This window comes from Brevibacillus sp. MER 51 (assembly GCF_023714195.1).
Taxonomy (GTDB): domain Bacteria; phylum Bacillota; class Bacilli; order Brevibacillales; family Brevibacillaceae; genus Brevibacillus.
This window is the reverse complement of the sequence record NZ_JAMAUS010000004.1, coordinates 351,634-372,530: the sequence shown is the minus strand read 5'-3', so window position 1 is coordinate 372,530 and position 20,897 is coordinate 351,634. Positions and strand designations below refer to the sequence as shown.

17 protein-coding genes are annotated in these 20,897 nt (G+C 49.9%); 3 read left to right on the top strand and 14 right to left on the bottom strand.

The genetic code is table 11. The annotated features are described in order from the left end of the window. Positions 1-5: 5 nt before the first annotated feature. From M3630_RS11445 to M3630_RS11385, 13 genes are all read right to left on the bottom strand, one after another. Entirely contained in the window at positions 6-731 is a 726-nt protein-coding gene (locus M3630_RS11445) for a phage baseplate assembly protein V (protein ID WP_251252185.1), read from the bottom strand. Further along, positions 728-1,843: a phage late control D family protein gene (locus tag M3630_RS11440; protein WP_251252184.1), complete on the bottom strand. Its 1,116-nt coding sequence runs from the start codon at positions 1,841-1,843 to the stop codon at positions 728-730. The genes M3630_RS11445 and M3630_RS11440 overlap by 4 nt, the downstream gene beginning before the upstream one ends. Before the next feature lie 7 nt (positions 1,844-1,850). Continuing rightward, a complete protein-coding gene (locus M3630_RS11435; protein ID WP_251252183.1) occupies positions 1,851-2,486 on the bottom strand; it encodes a CIS tube protein in 636 nt (211 codons plus the stop codon). 57 nt (positions 2,487-2,543) lie between these two features. Further along, the gene (locus M3630_RS31340; protein ID WP_251252182.1) at positions 2,544-6,476 is read right to left on the bottom strand and encodes a hypothetical protein; all 3,933 of its coding nucleotides are present in this window, start codon (positions 6,474-6,476) and stop codon (positions 2,544-2,546) included. A 33-nt stretch (positions 6,477-6,509) separates the two neighbouring features. Continuing rightward, on the bottom strand, positions 6,510-6,974 hold the full coding sequence (locus M3630_RS11425) for a phage tail protein (protein ID WP_251252181.1): 465 nt from the start codon (positions 6,972-6,974) through the stop codon (positions 6,510-6,512). A 5-nt stretch (positions 6,975-6,979) separates the two neighbouring features. Continuing rightward, the gene (locus M3630_RS11420) at positions 6,980-7,171 is read right to left on the bottom strand and encodes a DUF6760 family protein (protein WP_007721336.1); all 192 of its coding nucleotides are present in this window, start codon (positions 7,169-7,171) and stop codon (positions 6,980-6,982) included. Beyond that, positions 7,168-7,545 carry a phage tail assembly protein gene (locus M3630_RS11415; protein ID WP_251252180.1) on the bottom strand — a complete coding sequence of 126 codons (378 nt, stop codon included), beginning with the start codon at positions 7,543-7,545 and terminating at the stop codon, positions 7,168-7,170. Before M3630_RS11415 ends, M3630_RS11420 begins: the two co-directional genes overlap by 4 nt. 86 nt (positions 7,546-7,631) lie before the next feature. Then, a complete protein-coding gene (locus M3630_RS11410) occupies positions 7,632-8,063 on the bottom strand; it encodes a phage tail protein (RefSeq protein WP_007721341.1) in 432 nt (143 codons plus the stop codon). Positions 8,064-8,100: 37 nt separating this feature from the next. Further along, entirely contained in the window at positions 8,101-9,861 is a 1,761-nt protein-coding gene (locus tag M3630_RS11405; RefSeq protein ID WP_251252179.1) for a phage tail sheath subtilisin-like domain-containing protein, read from the bottom strand. Positions 9,862-10,042: 181 nt separating this feature from the next. After that, complete coding sequence (locus M3630_RS11400; protein ID WP_251252178.1) at positions 10,043-10,849, bottom strand: hypothetical protein; 807 nt, start codon at positions 10,847-10,849, stop codon at positions 10,043-10,045. Beyond that, positions 10,849-11,403, bottom strand: a complete 555-nt coding sequence (locus tag M3630_RS11395) for a Pvc16 family protein (protein WP_258183171.1) — start codon at positions 11,401-11,403, stop codon at positions 10,849-10,851. Before M3630_RS11395 ends, M3630_RS11400 begins: the two co-directional genes overlap by 1 nt. A 130-nt stretch (positions 11,404-11,533) precedes the next feature. Then, on the bottom strand, positions 11,534-13,690 hold the full coding sequence (locus M3630_RS11390) for an ATP-binding protein (RefSeq protein WP_251252177.1): 2,157 nt from the start codon (positions 13,688-13,690) through the stop codon (positions 11,534-11,536). An 18-nt stretch (positions 13,691-13,708) separates the two neighbouring features. After that, positions 13,709-16,465, bottom strand: coding sequence for an adenylate/guanylate cyclase domain-containing protein (locus M3630_RS11385; RefSeq protein WP_251252176.1), 2,757 nt, complete (start codon positions 16,463-16,465; stop codon positions 13,709-13,711). Positions 16,466-16,635: 170 nt separating this feature from the next. Between M3630_RS11385 and M3630_RS11380 the strand changes: the two genes are divergently transcribed. Genes M3630_RS11380 through M3630_RS11370 form a run of 3 tightly spaced genes read left to right on the top strand, consistent with a single transcriptional unit; the run spans position 16,636 to position 20,151 of the window. Beyond that, positions 16,636-17,022, top strand: coding sequence for a DUF4280 domain-containing protein (locus M3630_RS11380; RefSeq protein WP_015892467.1), 387 nt, complete (start codon positions 16,636-16,638; stop codon positions 17,020-17,022). A gap of 19 nt (positions 17,023-17,041) precedes the next feature. Then, positions 17,042-18,715: an MORN repeat-containing protein gene (locus M3630_RS11375; RefSeq protein WP_251252175.1), complete on the top strand. Its 1,674-nt coding sequence runs from the start codon at positions 17,042-17,044 to the stop codon at positions 18,713-18,715. Between the two features lie 2 nt (positions 18,716-18,717). Further along, complete coding sequence (locus tag M3630_RS11370) at positions 18,718-20,151, top strand: eCIS core domain-containing protein (RefSeq protein ID WP_251252174.1); 1,434 nt, start codon at positions 18,718-18,720, stop codon at positions 20,149-20,151. 53 nt (positions 20,152-20,204) lie between these two features. Here M3630_RS11370 and M3630_RS11365 read toward each other — a convergent pair whose 3' ends face one another. Continuing rightward, entirely contained in the window at positions 20,205-20,843 is a 639-nt protein-coding gene (locus tag M3630_RS11365; protein WP_173610957.1) for a pyridoxamine 5'-phosphate oxidase family protein, read from the bottom strand. Positions 20,844-20,897 lie beyond the last annotated feature (54 nt).

The following is a 20,897-nucleotide window of genomic DNA, read 5'->3' as shown; positions in this document are numbered from 1 at the left end:
ATGAATTAATTCAATTTGATCACGGAACCGTTGATGGCAACGATGCCGTCAGATTTGATGTTCAGGGACGCTCCTGCTTTAATCGACATGGCTCCCTGCGCCTCCAGATTCAACTGGGTGGACTTGATTGTCAGCGATGTGTCTGACTGAATGGTAACTTGCCCTTTTGCATTCAACGTAATCGTACTTGAGCCGCTCTTCACCGTAACTTCATTGGCGCTACCGCCTTTAATAGCGATTTGGTTGTTTCCACTGCTCTCCGTGAGCACAATACTCTCATCCTTGTCCGACAGTTCCACCTGTTGTCCTTTTTTCGTGGCAATTGTGATCTTCCCGTCATTCGGATCATCGCCGAAAATCACTTCATGGCCTGCACGGGTCGTGATTTTTCGGATGCTGTTTTTCTCCGCCATTTCCGGACCTTTGTTTTCCTTATTCCATAACATCCCGATCACAAATGGTTCGCGTACATCTCCCCAGTGAAAAGCGACCAACACCTCGTCGCCTACCTCCGGAATAAACAGGCTGCCGCGATCTTTTCCTGCAAAAAGCGTGGCAATTCGCACCCAATCTGTCTCCCGCTCGTTATCAACCAAAGGCAGCTTCAGCTTCACACGCGAGAGCTTTTCCGGGTCTTCGTTGTTCGTCACAATCCCAACAATGACACCGTGGATTTTTGCCCGTTCTTCTTCTGTTATTTCATCCTGGTAGAACCAATGATCAAAGCTCATATCGTATTTCCCTTCACTTGAAACATCGTGACATAGCCAGATGCCACATCGATGGTGTGTGTAACAGATGTGATGTAATATGGCTGACTCAGCTTTTTCCCCATGCCCTCTAGTGTGATATAGCGGCCAGCACGAATTTCTGGCAGACCGATGGCCTCGCAGTTGCCGTCGAGAAGGTTCATGGCGAGCTGATTCAGGCGTGCCTTTGCGACCGCCTTTATCTCCTCGGGTGAGTCCAGCTTTTTCGTAGACTCGTATTTATCAAAATAATCACCGATTGCTCGTAGCAGATCAGCGCTTGTCTTCGAATTGGTCCCGAGCTTCCCGATATCTGCGCTCGTTGCTTTCGCTTCCTGGAGCACCGTTGTTTTGTCCTTTTCTACCCATCGCACCGTATAGGAGGAGGCTTGAGAAGCAATGTTCACATCGACGGAAAAGCTGCGCAAGGAAACTCCCCAGATCAAGGTAAGGACCGGCGTCGTGTTGCTCAGTGGCTTACGGAAATACAAGTTCTTCCCGACGATAAAAAAGTCGTAGTTACAAATTTTCGCAAGACGATTGATAAACTGAAAGTCAGTCTCGGCCACTGTCTTGGTAATGGTCTCGATTGTCTGAACCGTATCATCCACATGCGTTGACAAGCCGTATTTTTGTCCCAGCTCTTTCACGACATCACTGTATTTCTTTTTATTCCAGGAGGTAGACTTGTTATCGACCATAAGCAGGAACGATTTGTCCATCCCTTTTACCGTTATGGTAGGCGTCTCCTCGCATGCAAACGAAACGGCTGTAATGTGTCCGTAAAAGAGACTGGATAGCTCGGTTCCATAGCCCATCTGAATTTCAATTTCGTTGCCAGGAACCAAATAGTCATCTACCCAGCGGAACTCCCACGCTGCCGTATCAAAAGCATTGGTTACTGAAAACGAAAACGTATCTGCTTTGCCTTCCAAGCTAGAGTTGATCGTTGCTTTGGTAATGGCGACACCTACCTGGCTGATTAGCTTTTTCCCTCCAACGAGTATTTCCAGGGCTGGGGAATGAAAGTTGTTGTACGTTTGGCGCAGGTCATCGAAGGAATGGCGGTCTGTCGTCAATTTCAATTCGCTCATGCCCTCGTCACCTCACAAGTGGCACATGCAGGGTAGTAGCCGATTTTAGAAGTCTGGGATTGTCGATCCGATTGGCGTTCGCAATGTTTCGCCATTTCGACGCATCATTGTACGAGCGATACGCCATCAAGTACAGCTGATCTCCTTGGCTGACTGTCTGTTGTGCGACCTTTTCTCTTGCGGCCCCGATATCGTCCGCGGACTTTTTCACGCTCGTGCCTTTAAATGTGACGCCTAGCGTGGCTCGTACCGGTGTGCCTTGATCGAGAAACATCGTGAATCGCTGCGAAACCTTCTCGACAACACCAGTGAATTGAAAGCTGTCCCAGACGAATTTGCATAGGGGTGGTGTACTGATTTTCTTTTCTACGGCCATCAGTCCCAGCACCTGATTGGTGAATGCACGCACATCCACTCCTGCCTCGTATGTATCAAAAAACAAGTCGACCGATAATGTCTCGATATCACCGCTCGTAAACATTCCGACTGGTACAGATTGCCCCAATATCTTTTGCCAAGAGTAGTTATTGGAAGCATCTACCTTGTATTCCGAAGGGTTAAAGAGAACAGAAATACTCTCCTTGAAGTCACCTTGCCCATTGCGGTCCACTAAAATTTTGGCCTTTTTCTCCTGACCCATCATTGGCTTTTGCCTCTCTTTACCGAAGAAATAGTCGTCTGAGCATACGGCAAATCCTGCTTATAAACCTCGTCGCTGCCGCTCCTGCGTGAGGCGCTTGTCCAGCTCCTTCATCATTTTATCCATCAATCGATCCACCTCTTGTGGGGACAACGCCCTCTGATTGCCAGCCCCCTCTTGCACGTGTAAGTCGACCTGTCGCTGGGGTGGAAGTGTTGTCGTCTGCTGCACAGCGGTTTCTTGAGGCTGAATGCTTTTTCGCAAGTACTCCATGGACGGCGGCGACTGAACGGTAGCCACAGGGCTTGTGTGGCTGTCCGCTGTTCGTAATCCTCGTCGATGAATATGGGTTGCGTTTTCGGACAGGGAAAGCAGCTCGAATTCTTCTGGCGCTCTTTGAGCTTGTTGGATTCGTTGCAGGAGTGGAGGCAGCATCGTCATTGCAACCATTGGCTTTGGAACAAGTGTTAGGGATGTGTTTTTTTCCGCCTGTTCTACTTTTTCCGTGAATAGCCCTGGTTTTTGCAGAGGAGTGAGACGAGCGTCTCGAATCTCGACCTCCTGTGCCCAATCACTAGTTAGCTGTTTGATCGTCTGCATCTTTTGGTTAACCATCAGAATCTGCTCTTGGTTGCTTTGTTGAAAACGGCTGCGGCGACTGAACTGTCCAGAATGCAATCTGTCCATGGTTAAATCAATGGATTTTTCTCTCGCGAATGGAACGGAGCTGATTGGATGGTGGCGAGAAAATGGCTTCAATCTGTTGACTCGATCTTGTCGTTGGAGTGGCTCGATTGCACGTCTGTTTCCACTCTCATGCACGATACTGTGGGGTATCCCCACGATTTGACCATGCACAAGGCTATGGAATGGTCCCCATTGTTTCTGGACAACCATTTGTGCATCGTGACGATTCAGAACAGTCGAGAGTGGGTGATGGCTTTGGACATATGTTTCCGTCCGGAAATCAGTTTGGATAGCTTTTCTGATTTGCTCCATGACTTGAAGAAAGGAGCGAGCACGTAGGGCAACGGAGTTGGTCCGCAAGTTGGCTGTCTGCTGCAAGAAGTGGGAGCCACGGCTTTCTCGTAATGGATTGCTTTCGCCCTTGCGAGACCTTGACTGATCATTCGATTGCTTTTCACTGCTCGGGGAAGCTTTCCTACTTGTGCTTGTTGAGCCTACCTTTGCAAACCCACTTGTTGATGATAGCTTTGCAAACTCGCTCATCGCTGCCAGCTTCGCGCTTTTTTGCAAGAGGATCGTGAGTCCTAGTTCCACACTCCATCCAGCAGCTAGCTGTCGCAATGAGTTTCTGTCAGTGACGTCCTCGCTGGTAGAAAACGGCTTCGCAGACGTACTTTGCAATTGCTGATGATCTGCTCCTCCAAGTCCAATCCAATCTGTGGCACGAAGCGTTGCAAAACCAAAGCGGTTCAACCTGAGGAAAATGGCTTCCCGATCATGACGATGTGAATGCACGAATGCTTGACTTGTACTCTGTTCATTTTTTAGGAAGACGGTGTGCCGTAATGGTCTATGCACATGCTCGTGTACCATCAAAATCGTCGCTTTTCGTCCCAATAGGCTGAACTTTTCTTGATTCTTGGAGAAAGGGAAAGCAACATTTGTCTGCTTGCCCCTCTCACTCTGAAACGACAGTAGCTGACGTACCATCTCGTTTGACATCTGAGAAACGTGCTGATTTTGCAGAAAATAAATAGCTGGCTGGACATGATTACTGACCGATGTACTCTCTTTCGTTAGAACATTCAGCAGGTGTATCAACCATCTACTAGGCGTACCTGCCACAGGATGCAGAGATCGATTCTCCGGTTCATTCAAAAGGTTCCTTGGCGCTTGAGTTCTAGTAGCAAGGAGCTCCCTTGCTCTCAGCTGTTTTACCGCCATCTGTTGAAGATGCACCCACTCCATCACAGACTTCCCGTTCGTCTCGTGATGGGTATAACTTACGATACGATTCTGTAGCGTCTGCCAGAGTTGGCGATTCACACGGAAGACAGGCACGAAGCGATTCCCTACAAATCGTGCAGCACTTGCTGTACCTGCTGGCTCACGCTCGATTTCGTTATGAGTTTCAAAATATTGCTTGACCCACGGTTGGTTCAACCATCCTCGTTTTTCAAAGAAAACAGGATCATTGGCGGACTGGTAGCTCTGAATCGAATAAGCAGCAATCGATTTCCTGACAACTGACTGTGAGAGAAGCGGAACTGTTCGGGAGCTATCTGTGGTACGCGTTATACGCAATGGGAACGGTAGCCCTTGCATATAGTGTAAAACGTGTAACGGCGAACCCGTCCTCCACTCTCGCTGTAGCATGTCAAGCTGCTGATACGAAGCACGAGACACAGCTGGAATCACATTCTTGTTACCAAAATGAGTTTGCCCATGGTTCGATCTCAAGCGAACGGACTGCTCCCTAGCAATCTGATTCAACCCAGCTTCCTGTGAGATTCGCTGTTGCAGCCACTCGTATGTCCGCTGATTCCTTTGATTCTTTGTAGCCATTGTTTCAAATGGAAGCAGTTGCAACGTATGTAATGGAATGCTAGGGGGGTTCTGCTCAACCCGAGACACCAACATGGTTGCCAGTTGCTCTTGGCTTAGGACAAGCTGACGCAACCAATGTAAAAAAGTACTCGACTGTTGTTCCCGCAAGCTGTCTATCTGCTTCGAGCTCTGTCCAGAACCATGTACGGCAAAATGTACAGGATCACTTTCTGCCTTTGAAAACTGTTGAGCCAAATGGAACAGCTGTTTAAAGCGTTCCCTTACAGCCTGCTGTTTGGTCCGACCAGTATCCGCTCGATGAAGCATGCGAGGCATTAAGGACGAGAACATCTTCGAAAGCTCATTGCTATGAAGTATCTTCCGTTCCAATGGGATCAAAGAAACATCAGACTGCGTTTCTATCATCCACTCGCTTTTTACTTGTAAATGTTGACGGCTTCTCGCGAAAACAATCGGCTGTAATACACGTAGACGTGGATGCGCGTTCATCGTCCTTGGACTTGTGATATCTCTGCCGTCATTTCCGGCTTTCTCCGTCCACACCGAGCGGTCCAAGAAAGAGCTCGCAGCCCGTCCTTCTACTCTTTTTAAGAAAACTGGAAAAGACCACGTCCCAATCGTTGGATCCATCCCTCTGTGAATCAATTGCCAAAAATGGCGAACTCCAATCTGTTCGAATCTGCCAGTTTTAGAAAGTGTCGATCTGACACGTGAAATCGAAATTGCATCTACTCTTGCCCCGAACCGTATCCGTTCAAGTTCATGTTGCAAGCTCCTGCGTCCACCAGGATCACCCATTCGCACCGTGTGTACCAAAAACTCCGGTGAAATATAGGGAGTCCCAGGCGTCCAAAAACTTCCGCGTACCGTTTCCTTGCTGTCTGAAACCATTGCTTTCAAAAGAGGCGCGGCAAAATCGGCTGGGTGTATCTGCTCTTTTAACCGCCACTGCGGGAGCCATTTTTCAAGTGAGCTTCCTCGCTGAACCGAAGATTGAACATAGCTGGACCTGCGATATCTATCTCTTCCATTTGAGATAACCGTGATCTGCGGCAGGTATACCTTCTCGATTATTTTGGATGACGCCCACTTCTGAAAAAGCTCATGTATCAAAGTAGCTGGTCGTACTTTTCGTCCTGATCCCGATGCTTGCGTCATCACCACGCGCTCTTTTGCCCCTTGTGAGCCAGCCTGTCCGTTCGGCAACCTCTCGCGATTCAATCCGAGGTAGGAGTCAACTTGTGCACGCATGCGCACATGAATGAAGGTCTGATGAAAATGGTTTTCCTGCCCTCCGATACTCGGCGAAAAATCACGATGGATCAAAGCGAGGTAGCCGGGATCGCGACCTTCCCCGTGCCGATACTTTTGCATGATGCCCTGTGCAAAGCCTTGGTTGGACGCTCTTGGCAGCAGTGATGGACGGCGCGAAGGTGGGAGCTGCTTGATCGTTATCATCGTTTCTTTTGCTCCTTGCAGACGGGATACGGCTTAAAAATACGATTTTAAGCCGTGATGCACGATTTCCAATGTCTCGACGGCCACTTCTCCATGCGTGGCCCGGAACTCCGGTCCAACCCACTTGACCGGATACGCCCCTTCAAATGCCCAAGCCCCCACGTCGTTTCCGTTTGGGTCCATAAGAATGATTGCCCCTTGCTTGCGCTTGCGCTTTTCTGGCGGGCCAAAGTGGAAGTCCTCATACCATCTCCACAGCTCGTTTGATCTCACAAACCCCCGTTTGAAGACCAGATTGGGAAACTTGCTGCGTTTCGGCAGCTTGTGAACGAAATGATTCACGCCGCCCTCCTGGTATTCCTCCAGCTCTGTTTCGACCGCCAATCCGGACACTTCACTAAATCCAGCAACCCAGATACCATCCAGCTCCAATCCAAACGGAAGAAAGTCCACACGAAATCGGAGGTTGGTGTAATACGGATTCTCATTGCCGAACACCAGACTCACCTCCGCTTGAACACATCAAAAACATTTTCGGGTTCGTCATTTTGCTTGCGATTGATGGCGGATATTTCTTCACACCAGCGCCGTCGTTCCTTGTGTTCCATCGACATGATCTCGTCGTGAGGCCAGTGAAAATAGTAGGCGATGAAGGCGGCTTCTTCATAGATCTTGTCGACGGGATACCCACTCATACTTCCTCCAGCGCCCCTGAAAAAGCCATATCTACCTGAAATTCATGCTCGCATTTCGGGCAAGATGTCTTGAACATCGAGCTGTCCAATTCATTGATCTGTCTGTACAGGTTTTGCAGGTACGCGAGATCCGCTGTAAACAGTCGTTCCACCACTCTTGTATCTATTCCCCGTACATCTCCCAGTTTGGTAACCACTCTCGTCAGCAAAATAATCGTCAGGTAGCCGGGATTTTGCTGGACACGCGGATCACGCATCGGCAAAATCTCGTCAGCAGCCGTCGCCAAGCGCATGACGCCCCGCTTGTGCAGGTTTCCTTCTTCATCCACATAGCCGCGCGGGAGCTCAAATTCGTATTCCGTTTTAAATGCCATGGTGTCATCCTCCTCATCACCCGAGGCCAGCAAGAGTGACAAAGAAAAGCCTTTTCCTTGCCACTCTTAGGCGTCGGGATTTTCTATTATTTCGTGCGTGTCATTCCTTCGTGGGCAATTTCCAACTGCTCAATCGCCACCTCTGAGGACGTACCGTTAAAATCAGGGGCCGTGTATTTGGTCGGCCATGCTTCGATGACCTTCCATGTAGCGACATCATCTCCGGCTTCGTTAATGGCAATGATCGTTACCGTTTTGCGTGCGACCTTGCCCTGGATGGTGTCCTGCATCCAGTTGTACAAATCCATCGAATCCGTCACGCCCCATTTCAGCGTGATGTTCCCGTATTTCGCCAAGCCCGGGAGCTTGCGTGGAGTAATCACCTCATTGCCTTCGCGATACTCGACTACGTCCACAGACGCATCAAAGCCCGATACCTCACTGAAGCCTGCCTGCTGAATGCCGTCCATCTCTACCCGATACCGAAACTTGCGGTATGGATCCTTGCGATCTGCCATACTGTACCCCTTTCCTCACACCGTTTTTCTCCGTGAATTATTGCTGATCAGATGTTTTTTGTGTAATACGGAAGATGACGAACTCTGCTGGTTTGACAGGAGCTACACCAATCACGCAGATCAGTCTGCCATTGTCGATATCATCTTGCGTCATCGTGCTTCTGCCGATTTGGATGTAAAAAGCTTCCTGAGGGCTTGAGCCCATCAACGCGCCATCTCGCCAGACACGCGTCAGGAAAGAATCAATCGTGCGTTGGACGCGGGCCCACAGCCTCTCGTCATTTGGCTCAAATACCACCCAGTTTGTCCCGTTTTTGATCGATTGTTCTATGAAAATAAACAGGCGGCGCACGTTTATGTACTTCCATAGCCCATTGGATGACATTGTCCGCGCGCCCCAGACGCGAATTCCTTGACCTGTAAACGCACGAATCAGGTTGACTCCCTTCGGATTCAAAATATCCTGCTCGCCCGTATTGTACTGGCAATCCAGTCCTGTGCAGCCACGTACGACCTCGTTAGCCGGGGCTTTATGGACGCCACGAGTGTTGTCCGAGCGCGCGTATATACCAGCCATGGAGCCTGATGGCGGAATGTAGATGTTGCGCTTGTCCAACGGATCGAACACTTGCAGCCAAGGATTGTAGATGGCAGCGTATTGTGTATCGAAAATATTGCGATGCGTCAACACATCGCTTACTTTTTTCTTGTCGCGTGGGATATCGAGGATGGCGAAGCGGCTTTTCAGGTTTTCACAATGCGCCACAAGCGCAAGCTGCACATTCGGATCTGTCACGCCTGGAATGGCCATAATGCTCACTTCGTCATTATCGATGAAGGCTTGGATTCCCGTACGTTTTCCCGGTCCGTGGTCCTCTCCCATGTATTCGCCTGCTGACAGATTGGCGACAGAACCGTCGCTCCCCCCTGCCAATGAGATTTGATACAGACCGAATTCCGTCTTTCCGCCCTCGGATTGCGTTTCTTCCGCCATCCCTGAAATGACGGTAAAAGGAGGGATGACTTCTGCGCTCGCTGGGGCAGCACCTGCTTCGACCTCGACGATATTGCTCTTGGACAGCAGCTTGCTGACATGATTGGCAGCAGAGACATTGAGCGAGCATTTGTCGAACTCTTCGGCCTCATCGTTGTAGAAGACTTGCACCGTAAATTCGCATGTGGACAAAATCTTGACTGGCAGCAGATTGTTATCGATGACGTCTCCTGTAAGCACGGCAGACAACTCGATCACATTGTCCTGCGAAGAAACCACTTCGCTGTACTGCTTCGTTTCACCGTCGTAGAAAGAAACAACATCACCTGCTTGAAAGCCTGCACTGTTTTTCACGCGGTATTTAGGAGCTTCGCCTAGCTGCTCGTAAATCTGCGTTTTTGCCTTGCTCGACGGAATCAAATTTACGCGGATCTGATTTCCCCATGCCCCCGGGTTTTTTGCCGTAATCCGAAGGACAGCCCCTTCGCTGTTGCCCTCATTGGAAGCCGGCTTCGCATCTGCTGGCGCTACCCGCATCACATAACAACGAGAGCCACCATTCAGAAAGAAGTGATCCACCGCATAGGCGAGATAGCGGTATTCGCCAAATGCATTTTCAGACAAATAGGAACCGAACAACTTGCGGAAATCATTGACACCTGTAATCAGCTCGGGCAATCCCGCAACGGGTCCTTTTTGGGCCAGCCCGATAAAGCCGGCCGTGCTCGTACTCGCTCCCTCCATGGGAACGGGGCCACTATCAAACTCCTCGACATACACCCCTGGTGATAGGTACTCTGGCATCGTAACCTGATTGGAGAGTTCCGCATGTATCAGCAGCAGAAACCTGCAATCAGTCCCTCCCTCCGATTAATTTCATCACTTGCTTGACCACTTACAAAAATGCCGTTTTGATACGTGAGCCTTGCTCTATAATCAGGCAGCAGGATGTCATGGACCGACGCCAAACAACTGCCGGATCACCCTATTTAGGTCTGTTCATTTGGATGATACCTATGGATTGGTTCGTACCTGCTTGAATGGAAAGCTCGGCAAAACCAGCGGTTTCTTCCCGCCGCACTTCAATTTTCATACGTGCATGAGTTTTTTCCAGAAACAACGGAAGGGCAACTACGAATTCTCCTCTGTCGTCGCAGTGCGTTTCGAGCAGTGGGAGTAAGACAGTGCCTCTTGGGTAGGCAAAAGAAAGAGGTTCGGTCAAGGGATAAACCCGACCTTTTGGGGGACTTGCAAAACGAATGATCGTCCCTTTACATGTGGATGTTTCGAGAAGAAAAGCGTCAGCCAAATCGACTTGGCCCTTTTTACTGGCTACGATTAGCTCCGTGGCCTCTTTGTCAGCATCCTCGGCCAATCTCACCGGGGCATCTCGCTCATACGAGATGACAGCCTGCACACAGGCACCGCCAGCTGGGGAACCATCCGCCACGCAGGCTCTCCCTCTAACAAGGGAGTCTCCTGGCCGGAATGGATAGGCTGGACTCGGATGCAAGTAAACGATTCGTTCGGAGCAAGATGTGCTCCCGGTGATCACGGAGAAGGTCACAGAGCGATCCATATACTCCCTGCTGCTTATGTTAAGTGTGTAAATCCCATCGGGCAAATCAGTAAAGATATACCATCCGTCCCCTTTTTCTATGGGCACTTGTGGATGATTCGCCAAGCGAACAGACAAGCTCGAGCGAAAAGGAGCTCCTCTTGTATACATGTCCACCAGACGGACGGCATACGAGAAGACGGAACGAATGCGCACCTGGAAATGCTGCTCCATTAACCATGACCTTCCCCTCGTATGCGAATATCCCGTTCCAGCACGCGCTTCGTTGAACGAACTCGGGTGGAATCGATATGAACCGGCCCGACCGAGTAGCCGATGGATAGCTTGTACGGAACATGCGGAAAGAGTTGGATGAGTTTATCAACGGGAGGCTGCTCCACGACGACACGAAGCTCTGTATCCATGTTTGCAAGGGAGCCTTGAAGCTGATCGCCACGCAAAATGGCGTTGTCGTAGAGAACCTGCATGGCACGCCCGAGGATGCGGTGCTCGTCCAGCATGCGGGTATGCTGTTCCGCTGGGGAATGGGCGGTCAATATGTAGGAGAGATTGACCGTCATTGGGGGATATCGCAACTGATCAGTACCTTCACTGATCATCATGTGCTGCCTCTCCTGACTTTCCCGGATTTCGTATAAAAACAAGGCTAAGGCCAAATCTCCTGGCTGAGCAGGCGAGCTTAGACCAATCAGTTCGGGTTGGCTAATCGGCTCCGGCGTCATTTCTTTTCGCAAAAGAGCGAGCAGCGTCTCTCCTACTTCAGCAATGGCGGTGTACTGGCTGATACCCGCTCACCTCGACATTATTTGACAGAATATACTTATCATAACATTCAAATTAATGGTTTTACATGAATTTTTATCTAATTTTGTAAAATTACACACTTTCTTCGACACGCTACCTGCTGGCGTACTCCCCCAAATCCTCTTTCAATAGCAGCTTACCCGTCTTTTTTAACTCCTGCTTCGCAGCCGCAATCAAATGACTCATGGAAACGGGCGTGCCTTCCGATGCAGCCAAGAAGGATGCAGCGAGAACCACATTTTTGATCCCTCCCCCAGCAATGTGCAGCTTGGACGCGAGAAACTCAAAATCGATATCAGCAGTTCGCGGCGTATCGGTCGGGAACATGCTGCGCCATATTTCTTCGCGATAGTCCGGTTCGGGAAAAGGAAACTTCACCACGTAGTTGATTCTGCGCATGAAAGCCTCGTCAAAATTTTGCAAGAGATTCGTCGCCAAAATGGAGACCCCCTCGTACTCCTCCATCTTTTGCAGCAAGTAGGCCGTTTCCACATTCGCGTATTTGTCATGCGAATCTTTCACTTCTGAGCGCTTGCCAAAAAGGGCATCGGCTTCATCAAAGAAGAGGATGGCATTGCCGATCTTCGCTTCTGAGAAGATGTGGTGGAGGTTTTTTTCCGTCTCCCCAATGTATTTGCTGATCACCTGCGACAAGTCAATTTTAAAAAGTTCCAAACCTAGTTCATTTGCCACGACTTCCGCCGACATCGTCTTGCCCGTACCCGGAGGACCTGCAAACAACATGCTGACGCCCTTGCCATAAGAGAGCTTTCGCCCAAAGCCCCACTCTCCCAAAACGACATTTCGGTAGGTCACCTGATTGCAGGCGTTCCGCAACAAAGTCAGTTGCTCCTCAGGCAAAATCAAATCTTCCCAGCTGTATTTGGGTCTCAAACGCGTGGCGTGCTTTTCTAGTGCATGCCTCATTTGCAGGAAGCAAGCTTCATGGAGATGTGTTTTCGTAATGATCCCGTCTTTCGTCTGCATCGCCATCTCGTTTGCTCTGTGCAGCGCCTGGTTGATTTGCCCGGCATTCAGCTTGAATTTTCCAGCCAAAACGCCTACATCAATCTCTTGAGAAAAGCTCATGCCAGCACGGCCCTTCTCCCATAATCGCCTCCTTTCCGTTTCATCTGGACCAGGCACCTCCATTTCCAGCCAAATCCGCTTCCCCAGAGCGTTTTCCGGCTTCCATTGACTTTTCGCCAAAATGGCAATGGGGCCCAGAAAGCTTTCGAGTTCATCCATCACCAGTTGCTTTCGCCCAACAGTTTGGACCTCTTCTGTCTTAAAAACCTCGAACTGATGCAAGCACAGCACCCCCCGACGCAGCTGCACCTCCCGCAATACCTGCTGGAATCTGCGTGAAAAAGCTTCCTCGCGGATCAAGCGCTCTGCATCGACGAACAGCACTGGTCTCCTGACGCGATGAAACAGATGCTTGACTCGATGCCTTTTGCCAACGCCAGTCGGACCATGCAAATGCAGGAGAATCCGCTCTGAATCTGCTCCCGCCGTTTCCCACAATGTGTCAAAGAGCTCCTGCAAATGAATCGCACTTTCTCCTACCAACGGTTCCAGCTCTTGATCTGGCAAGCTCCAGGATAGCCAAGGCGGCAGACCGGCATCACCTCCATCCCTTGTCGTCAAAAAGTGCAGCAAACGTTCATCCAGCTTTAAAGGCCGAGAGAGCCAAGAGCCGCTGCCCCCCATGTCCTCCTCGGTAAAAAGCAGCAATCGGCCCAGCTTGCTTTTTTGCGCAAATGCTGTCCAGGCCTCTATTCTCTCGGTCGCTGTCCGGCAAAATAGCTGCATCGCCAATTCGGGAGTAGGTGACTTGCATGTAATATCATCGAGGAGGTAGCCAAACAGCTTTTCGTACTTCCGATCCAGCTCGACTGCCAGGCAAAGAAATAAACATCCCAGCTCGATGCGGTTGAGTGAAAAAGCGTCTGCCACTGCCAGAATTGGTACGCTACCCGCTTCTTGCATGTGCAGGGCATGAAGTCGTTCCTCGCATGCTGCCACCCGCTCTGCGAAAGCTTCCCATAGCAGCGTTGCCGGCGGAGCTGCCTCGAGCAATTGCACGACTTCTTCCTCTGTGACAATCACCCCCCTCATTTGATCCAGCGGATAATCATCCCCCTGCTGTGCTCGCACGGCCATCAAGCGCATCAAATGAATATCCAGCCATCGAAGCATCTCTTCGTAATAGTTCCACTGGTTGTGATTTGGTTCGGGACTCGTCATTTCGCTTTTTCACCACTCCTACGATATTTTCAACTCGCCAGACCAATCTCGCTCGGCCCCTTTTTGCGCGTATTCGTCACATAAGTAGAAATACTGTCGCGCCGCCTGATCCCAACGGTTTTGCTTGATGACGGACAGAAAAGCGGAGCGTGCATCGTGAAACCTCCCATTCTGATACATCGCAATCGCTTGCTCAAACAAATCCTTCGTCTCATCCTTGTGCGCACGAATCTGTTCAGCGTCCCCCTCGTAGACATCGTACAAATGCATCGGCTGAGCCTCCCCCTCGATATGCACCCAGCCTAAATCACGATATCGATACGGGGTGCTCTCTCCCATCTTGGCAAACAGCGAATCGGACATCAGGATGCAGGCCCCGAGCGTTTCCGCCATTTTTTCCATTTTCTCCACCACACGGACGTGATCCGATATAATCGCAGCCTCCAGACGCGTCGCCTCACCAATAATCCCCAGCATCAGCGGACCATGATGCAGAGCAACTCGCAACTCAATCGGATCGTATCCTTTTTCCGCCCGTTGCTCGTTATAGTCTGCTAACGTACGGCGCATCTGTACCGCCGCATCCAACGCGTCTTTTGCCTCTTTTGGATAAACAGCAAGCACCCCGGGATCGAGATATTCGGTAATCATCCCTTGATTCTCGTTCACAATCGGAGCAAAACGTTTGAGAAACGCATTGATGACACGGAAGGTCGTCTCTGGTTGCAGGCGATGAGAGATGGCATGAAACGATTGCAGACTCATCCGCATAACGGCCATTTCCCGCTCCACTTGATCGCCCAGCTCCACGTCGAGTATGCTTTCCTTCCCGAGAAAATGGATAAACTGCTTCGGCACAAAGCGATTGTTCGCCTCGCTCATCCTCGTGATATTCGAAATGTACTGACGAATGCGCTTTGCCATTTGGTTGAAGCTTTCTGCCAGCTTTTGAATTTCATCCATGGAACGAACCCTGGCCACCACACTGTAGTCGCCTTTTCCCATATCGGAGACGTTCGTTTGCAGATTGCGGATGTTTCGGTAAGTCAGCCACGAGAAAAGAAAAAATAGACTCGCACAGATCGACCACACCAGCGCAGCGCCACGACCGAGCTCACGGGACATTTCGTTGTGTTGTATGCGGACCCCGTTCATTTCTCTGCCTAACTCCAACACACCGGATAGCTTGCCTGCGGAGTTGTAGATCGGGGCCATCGCGTACATCCAGTAGCCTGTCCGATCCTGGGCTTTACCCGAGACGATCTCCCGTTTCATGACCACACTGCGGAACTCATCATCAATGGACACATTCTCAAACACTTCTGCGCTGTCATTGTCATCCATCATGAGAAACAATTCGCCATCTTTGTATTTGTAAATCGTTTTATATAACCCCCTGTTCACATTCACATCGTCTGGGACCCCCAGTTTTTTCAGGTTGGCCTGTATGGCTTGATAGTCCGCATTCATGTAGTCAATCGCTCCATTGATTCCATCCAGCCTGTCCCCTTCGATCAGCGTAGAAACAACATAGGCTTGGAGACGAAGATCGGTTTGATTTTCCTTCTCCATAAACGAGAAGGTCAGCTTCGTTCCCTCCAGTTGAAGAAATACAGGGACAACAATGAGTGGGGCGATCACAATCGTTTGCTTGATAATCAACGGAATCCGGAAGAGGCGAAACAACAGAAACTGAATGACACAAAACAGGAGAACTGCCACACCCAATCCTGTCCACCAGGTCCATTCCTTCAAGCGATCTTCTCCGGATACAGACGGGGCCGTGAGCTTGGTCATCACATTTCCTTGTTGATCCAGGAAGGCGAGTTGACTGTCTGTGGCGACTACGATCTCATACTGGGGAGTTACAGCAAACGCCGTTAAGGCACTGCTATCGCTCGACTTGATCTGCTCGAATGTTTTGGAAGGCACCATCAAGGCGATTTCATCTGGATGTGCGGGATCGAAGCGTTCAATGACATTTTGATCAGAATTGTAGAAAAGAAGACGACCTGCTGGCCCCACTTTGACATGATCGGGGACGGTACGATTCGTTTCCGAGCGTTCAGAGTGAATGTAGAGCGGACCTTTCACTTGAGCTTCCCCGCTTCCCTGGGGAACGTCGACCTGAAAAAACTCTCCGCGCTTAGTAGTGACATAGGTATTCCGTGGGTCTACTCCTGTGATTTCATTGACGTATACTTCATTAGGCAATTGGATTTGATAGAGTTGTGTGGGGGGTGAATCAGAGGGTACAAATTGATAGGCAATTACTTCAGGATGTTGATACACATAAAAATAAAGGCGATCTTTCGCAACTTGCAGGGAGCGTACCTTGCCAATTCGCTTGTACGAGCTGTTCGCTCCGTATGAATCTTCATACACGACTTGTACGATTTCTCCCTCTGGCGACATTCGCACGATTCTCTCGGATACAGTCCGCAAGCCAAAGCTGTCGAGCTTTGTAATCAGCACGTACGCATATCCTTCTTCGTCGATGGCTACCTCTGTGAAATTTTCCAAGCCTTCCTCTGGATTTTGCTCCAGGACTTGCTGGTACCGTAGCGTCCGATCGGGGTACAGGCTAGTCAGCTTTTGGTGTCCATCCGTTATGAGGACGACATCCTTTTGACTATTGACCGCGATGCTGTTGATCCTTTGAAACGGTTCGTCCTGCTTTCCGCTTCTATCCATGTTCCAAACGAGCAGCAAGCCGATCCCAACAAATACAATCAGCAGTCCGGTCAACCAGGAATACTTCTTGTTATTTCCCATCGTTTGCGGTTCTCCCATCTCTCGAAAACGTATTTTCGAAAATGATACCAAGCAACATTATACTAAAAATTACAAATTTCGCTATACATCTTCTCTATTTGACATTTATACTACTATACAGATTGATTTTCAATATCTTACCAGATGACTTATGAAAAGGAGTTGGCTTCATGGGACAACTTGTCTGCGGAGGAGCCATGCTACAGTGCAGCTTCGGTGCTGCTCCCAGTTCACTTATGGTGCTCCCGGTGAATCGCGTCACAACCAGTATGCCGATTGCAAACATCATGGACAATAAACCGATGGTAAACGTCCTTCCATTCGGGATGTGCAATACGATGTCCAACCCTCAGGTCGCAGCAGCCACAGCGGCAAAGCTGGGCGTTTTCACTCCGGTCCCCTGCGTTCCTGTCACAGCAGCCCCTTGGGTTCCTGGCTCCCCTACTGTTCTCGTCGCCAACATGCCTGCCCTCAATCAAACCTCCAAGCTCATGTGCAGCTGGGGTGGCGTCATTTCAATCACGAACCCCGGACAAGCGACGATTCAGGTTCCCTGACAAGTAGGGAGGTTACGATATGGACAAACAACTCCAAAAGCTAACGGAACAAACGATTGTCGACCCGCTCACCCATCCGCTCAAAAAATGGGGGCAGGATTGGATAAAAAAAGGAGCCGCCCTCCCCAAGCAAGCCCTCGATTGGATCAAGAACGGCATTGCCGGACTGTTCACCAAAAAAGAAACTTCACTCAACGATTACGTGCATATCGGCCGTTTTTACATCGCCAAACGCTTTCTCATTTTGACAGGACTATTCCTCCTTGTCCTGGCCTACTTCCTATTCATCAATCCTCCCGATGCGCTTAACCGCTTTTTGCAACGTCCCATCGTCATTCACTTAAAAACTCCCAATCAACAGATTTCCGACACGGGTTTTGCGATCATCTACAACCCGGAAGGCACGATGATCTATTCTGGTCAGCTCGTGGATGGTCTGTATGACGGAAAAGGCGAGCTCTATGACGACAATGGCAAGCTTTTCTACAGCGGCGAGTTTAAAAGCGGCACTCCGCAAGGCTTGGGCAAAGGATACCGGAAAGGCGTTCTCGTCTATCAAGGCAGGTTTGACAATGGGGTATACGCTGGTCAAGGAGCGTTGTACAACGACAACCAGCAAGTTGTTTTTCGGGGAGATTTCAAAAATGGGAAGCTGGATGGAGCCGGTCAGGAATTGTACACAAATGGCGCAATTAAGTACGAGGGTGCTTTTCAAAACGGCGTGTACAACGGAGCTGGCCGACTTTTTACGAAGGATGGGAAGCTGTTCTACGACGGACTTTTTGACAATGGCTTCTACGGCGGCGAAGGTACCGATTACTACGAAAACGGGCTCGTGCAGTATAAAGGGCAATTTGTGGACGGCAGATACAACGGGGCCGGGAGTCTTTTTGATCGGGATGGCAAGCTCGTGTATGAAGGGCATTTTCGCAATGGGCACTTCAATGGAACCGGAACCAAATTCTCCACCAGTGGCAGCATCGTTTATCAAGGTGATTTTTTGCTGGGCGTGTATCACGGGCAGGGCGAGCTGAAAGATGCAAGTGGCGTTACGCTGTATAAAGGCGGCTTTGCCGAAGGGCATTATCACGGAACGGGAGAGCTTCGTTCTGCCGAAGACGCTCTGTTGTATCAAGGGCAATTTCGGGCAGGTGCCTACGACGGCATCGGGGTACTCTACGACCAGGAAGGCTTGCCTCTATATACAGGTTTTTTTCGCGAAGGGCGCATTCATTTGCCAGGATTCATTGGCATCTCCCGGAGCAAGCTGGAGGAAATCATGGGCAAGCCCGACGATGACACACCGAAGGAAGCCGAGGGTGCTGTTCCTCCTCCTGCCGATCAAAAAGCACCCGAAGTTCCACCAGTAAAGGATACCGCTTTATCGCCGCAAAAACTTTCATATCGTGAAATGAACATGGCTTTTACACTTGAACCAGCACCAGGACTCCCTGGCAAGCAGATTGTCACTGCCGTGCACGTATATCACCCACAGGTCATCTCGATTGTCAAAGAAGATCGGAACGAGCTCGACAGCAAATCTGCCATTTTGCCCAAGACATCCTCCACATACTCTACCCGTACTGGCGCTATCACGAGCTATTTGGTCGACCCGTATCTGTATCTCTATTTCTATCAGGCACAGCAAAAGGAACCCGTTCAATTGGACGTGTCAAAAGCAGAGGGGGTGTAATCATGCGACGCTATGAATCTAGCAAGTCGTCTATGGATGCGATTCAGGAAAAACCGAAAGCACCTGTCTCCAAGCCCATGCTCCAACCGAGCCAGATCCAAAGAAAGGCGAGTCACTCTTCCCACATCCTTTCGCTGCAAAAGACTCTTGGCAACCAGGCCGTCCAGCGCATGTTATCGAATACTCCCCTGCAAAAATCGGAGAATCTCTCTTTCGGCAGCGGCCGCTCGCTCCCCGGTTCCGTCCAAGCAAAAATGGAAAAGGCTTTTCACACTGATTTTTCAGATGTACAAATTCATCCAGAATCGTCTGTCGCCTCCCAAATCGGTGCTGTTGCCTTCGCCCAAGGGAATGACATTCACTTTGCTCCGGGGACGTATCAGCCAGAGACGCATAGCGGCCAACAGCTACTCGGTCATGAGCTGACACATGTGGTCCAGCAACGACAAGGACGGGTACAGGCGAACGTTCCTGATTCCAGCTTGCCCATCAATGATGATCCGGCTCTGGAAGCGGAAGCTGATCACTATGGGTCACTGGCAGCAGCAGGAACCATGACGGATGGTACAGGTACGGATGCTTCTGGTTCTGTATCATCCCCCATTATCCAAGGCACTTGGGATGAAGCATTAAAAGATGCACGAAGAATGTGGGGTAAGCATGTGGATAAAACCAATGACTTGCATGACGGCACAGTCAGTGAACTTTTTGACAATGTTGACTACTTAACCTTCAATGACAAAGTGCGCTTCAGCTATAGTCTGCATTCCAAAATTTCCGATATTTTTTCAGTTACAGGCGGGAACTATACAGAACTTGAAGAGGCACAGCGCCTTTTGGGAGAGGAAATCACGCCTTTTTTCGGTCAGGATAAGGACAATGATCCTGACATCGATTACAGCTATTGGGAGGAGCAAGAAAACGACAACGATGAGAGAGTCGACATGATGGACGAAGACGAGGAGAATTCAAATGTTTTACACGTGGAAAAACGCGTTGCAATGGAGATCAAGACGATCAGTTCCCATGATGATTTACAAATTAACGCACGTATTCACGAGGCGATTGGTCAATTGGATAAACGACGAGATACCGATCAATATGATGAATACGTCATCGTCATTCAAAAATATCATCCAGAAAATCCTTGGCCGTACACCAAAATGGAAAACCGGGCGGCTGCCGAACTAGGCGATCTCAAGCAAAGGGTTATTCAAAGATTGGGGAGCATGACCAATCTGCCCAACTATAATATCAAGGTTATATTCCGCGGCATTACCAGAGGTACACCCACAGGCGGAACCGGTGGTGTAAATCCTGCATTCATTATCCCGGAACACATCCGTTATTCGAATATGCCATCGTATTCGTTGGAGTGTTACTACTGGGGTGAAATCGGGGCAGGGTGGCTGGTAGATGATCCAGTTCGCGAATAACATGATAAAACGACAGCCACGCTAAATAAATGGCTGTCGTTTCAATTTTGACATTAGTACAATCGATTCGTATAGCTGTCTTGCAAGCCCTCTGCCACTTCTTTTGCCGTCACACCTGGAAGCTTCACATGATCCGCCAGCATTTGCGCGACATTAGGAGTGGTCCCCTCTGCCGGCCAGGTCTCTGGCTTCCATAGACCGGAGCGCATAAATGCCTTCGCACAGTGGACGAAGCACTCCTCGACCTTTACGCCGATCCCGAGCGTTGGCGCCTTCCCGTTTACCGCCATTTTCGCGAGTATTTCTTCATCGCGAATAATGCAAGCCTTGCCGTTCACGCGAAATGTCTCTTCTAGCGTAGGAATCAAAAAGATAAGCCCAATATGCGGGTTGACCAAAATATTCGTGATAGAGTCCATCCGCTTGTTTCCTGGGCGCTCAGGGATGACGAGATGGTGATCGTCGATGACATGCACAAAGCCAGGCGCATCTCCGCGTGGCGAAGCATCGCAATGGCCATCTTTGTCTGCTGTGGCAATGATGAGAAATGGCGCTTGGGCAATGTAATTGCGGCTATGGTTATCCAACTGGGTTATCGCCTTGTTCTGTACGAGACGACTTGGCTCTCCTACCATTTCGCGCAGTTGCTGCTCTGACGTGATTACATTCCGGAATATTCCGAATCCTGACATGACTTCCCCCTCTTTCCTCTGCTTGTTCGAATCTGCCACCATCATACCATATTT

Bases quoted from the DNA above. Each gene is read 5' to 3' on its own strand.
- M3630_RS11370 (WP_251252174.1), top strand. From the start codon at position 18,718: ATGCGACGCTATGAATCTAGCAAGTCGTCTATGGATGCGATTCAGGAA.
- M3630_RS11445 (WP_251252185.1), bottom strand. From the start codon at position 731: ATGAGCTTTGATCATTGGTTCTACCAGGATGAAATAACAGAAGAAGAA.
- M3630_RS31340 (WP_251252182.1), bottom strand. From the start codon at position 6,476: ATGATAACGATCAAGCAGCTCCCACCTTCGCGCCGTCCATCACTGCTG.
- M3630_RS11400 (WP_251252178.1), bottom strand. From the start codon at position 10,849: ATGGAGCAGCATTTCCAGGTGCGCATTCGTTCCGTCTTCTCGTATGCC.
- M3630_RS11440 (WP_251252184.1), bottom strand. From the start codon at position 1,843: ATGAGCGAATTGAAATTGACGACAGACCGCCATTCCTTCGATGACCTG.
- M3630_RS11390 (WP_251252177.1), bottom strand. From the start codon at position 13,690: ATGACGAGTCCCGAACCAAATCACAACCAGTGGAACTATTACGAAGAG.
- M3630_RS11365 (WP_173610957.1), bottom strand. From the start codon at position 20,843: ATGTCAGGATTCGGAATATTCCGGAATGTAATCACGTCAGAGCAGCAA.
- M3630_RS11375 (WP_251252175.1), top strand. From the start codon at position 17,042: ATGGACAAACAACTCCAAAAGCTAACGGAACAAACGATTGTCGACCCG.
- M3630_RS11405 (WP_251252179.1), bottom strand. From the start codon at position 9,861: ATGCCAGAGTACCTATCACCAGGGGTGTATGTCGAGGAGTTTGATAGT.
- M3630_RS11380 (WP_015892467.1), top strand. From the start codon at position 16,636: ATGGGACAACTTGTCTGCGGAGGAGCCATGCTACAGTGCAGCTTCGGT.
- M3630_RS11420 (WP_007721336.1), bottom strand. From the start codon at position 7,171: ATGAGTGGGTATCCCGTCGACAAGATCTATGAAGAAGCCGCCTTCATC.
- M3630_RS11410 (WP_007721341.1), bottom strand. From the start codon at position 8,063: ATGGCAGATCGCAAGGATCCATACCGCAAGTTTCGGTATCGGGTAGAG.
- M3630_RS11385 (WP_251252176.1), bottom strand. From the start codon at position 16,465: ATGGGAAATAACAAGAAGTATTCCTGGTTGACCGGACTGCTGATTGTA.
- M3630_RS11415 (WP_251252180.1), bottom strand. From the start codon at position 7,545: ATGGCATTTAAAACGGAATACGAATTTGAGCTCCCGCGCGGCTATGTG.
- M3630_RS11435 (WP_251252183.1), bottom strand. From the start codon at position 2,486: ATGATGGGTCAGGAGAAAAAGGCCAAAATTTTAGTGGACCGCAATGGG.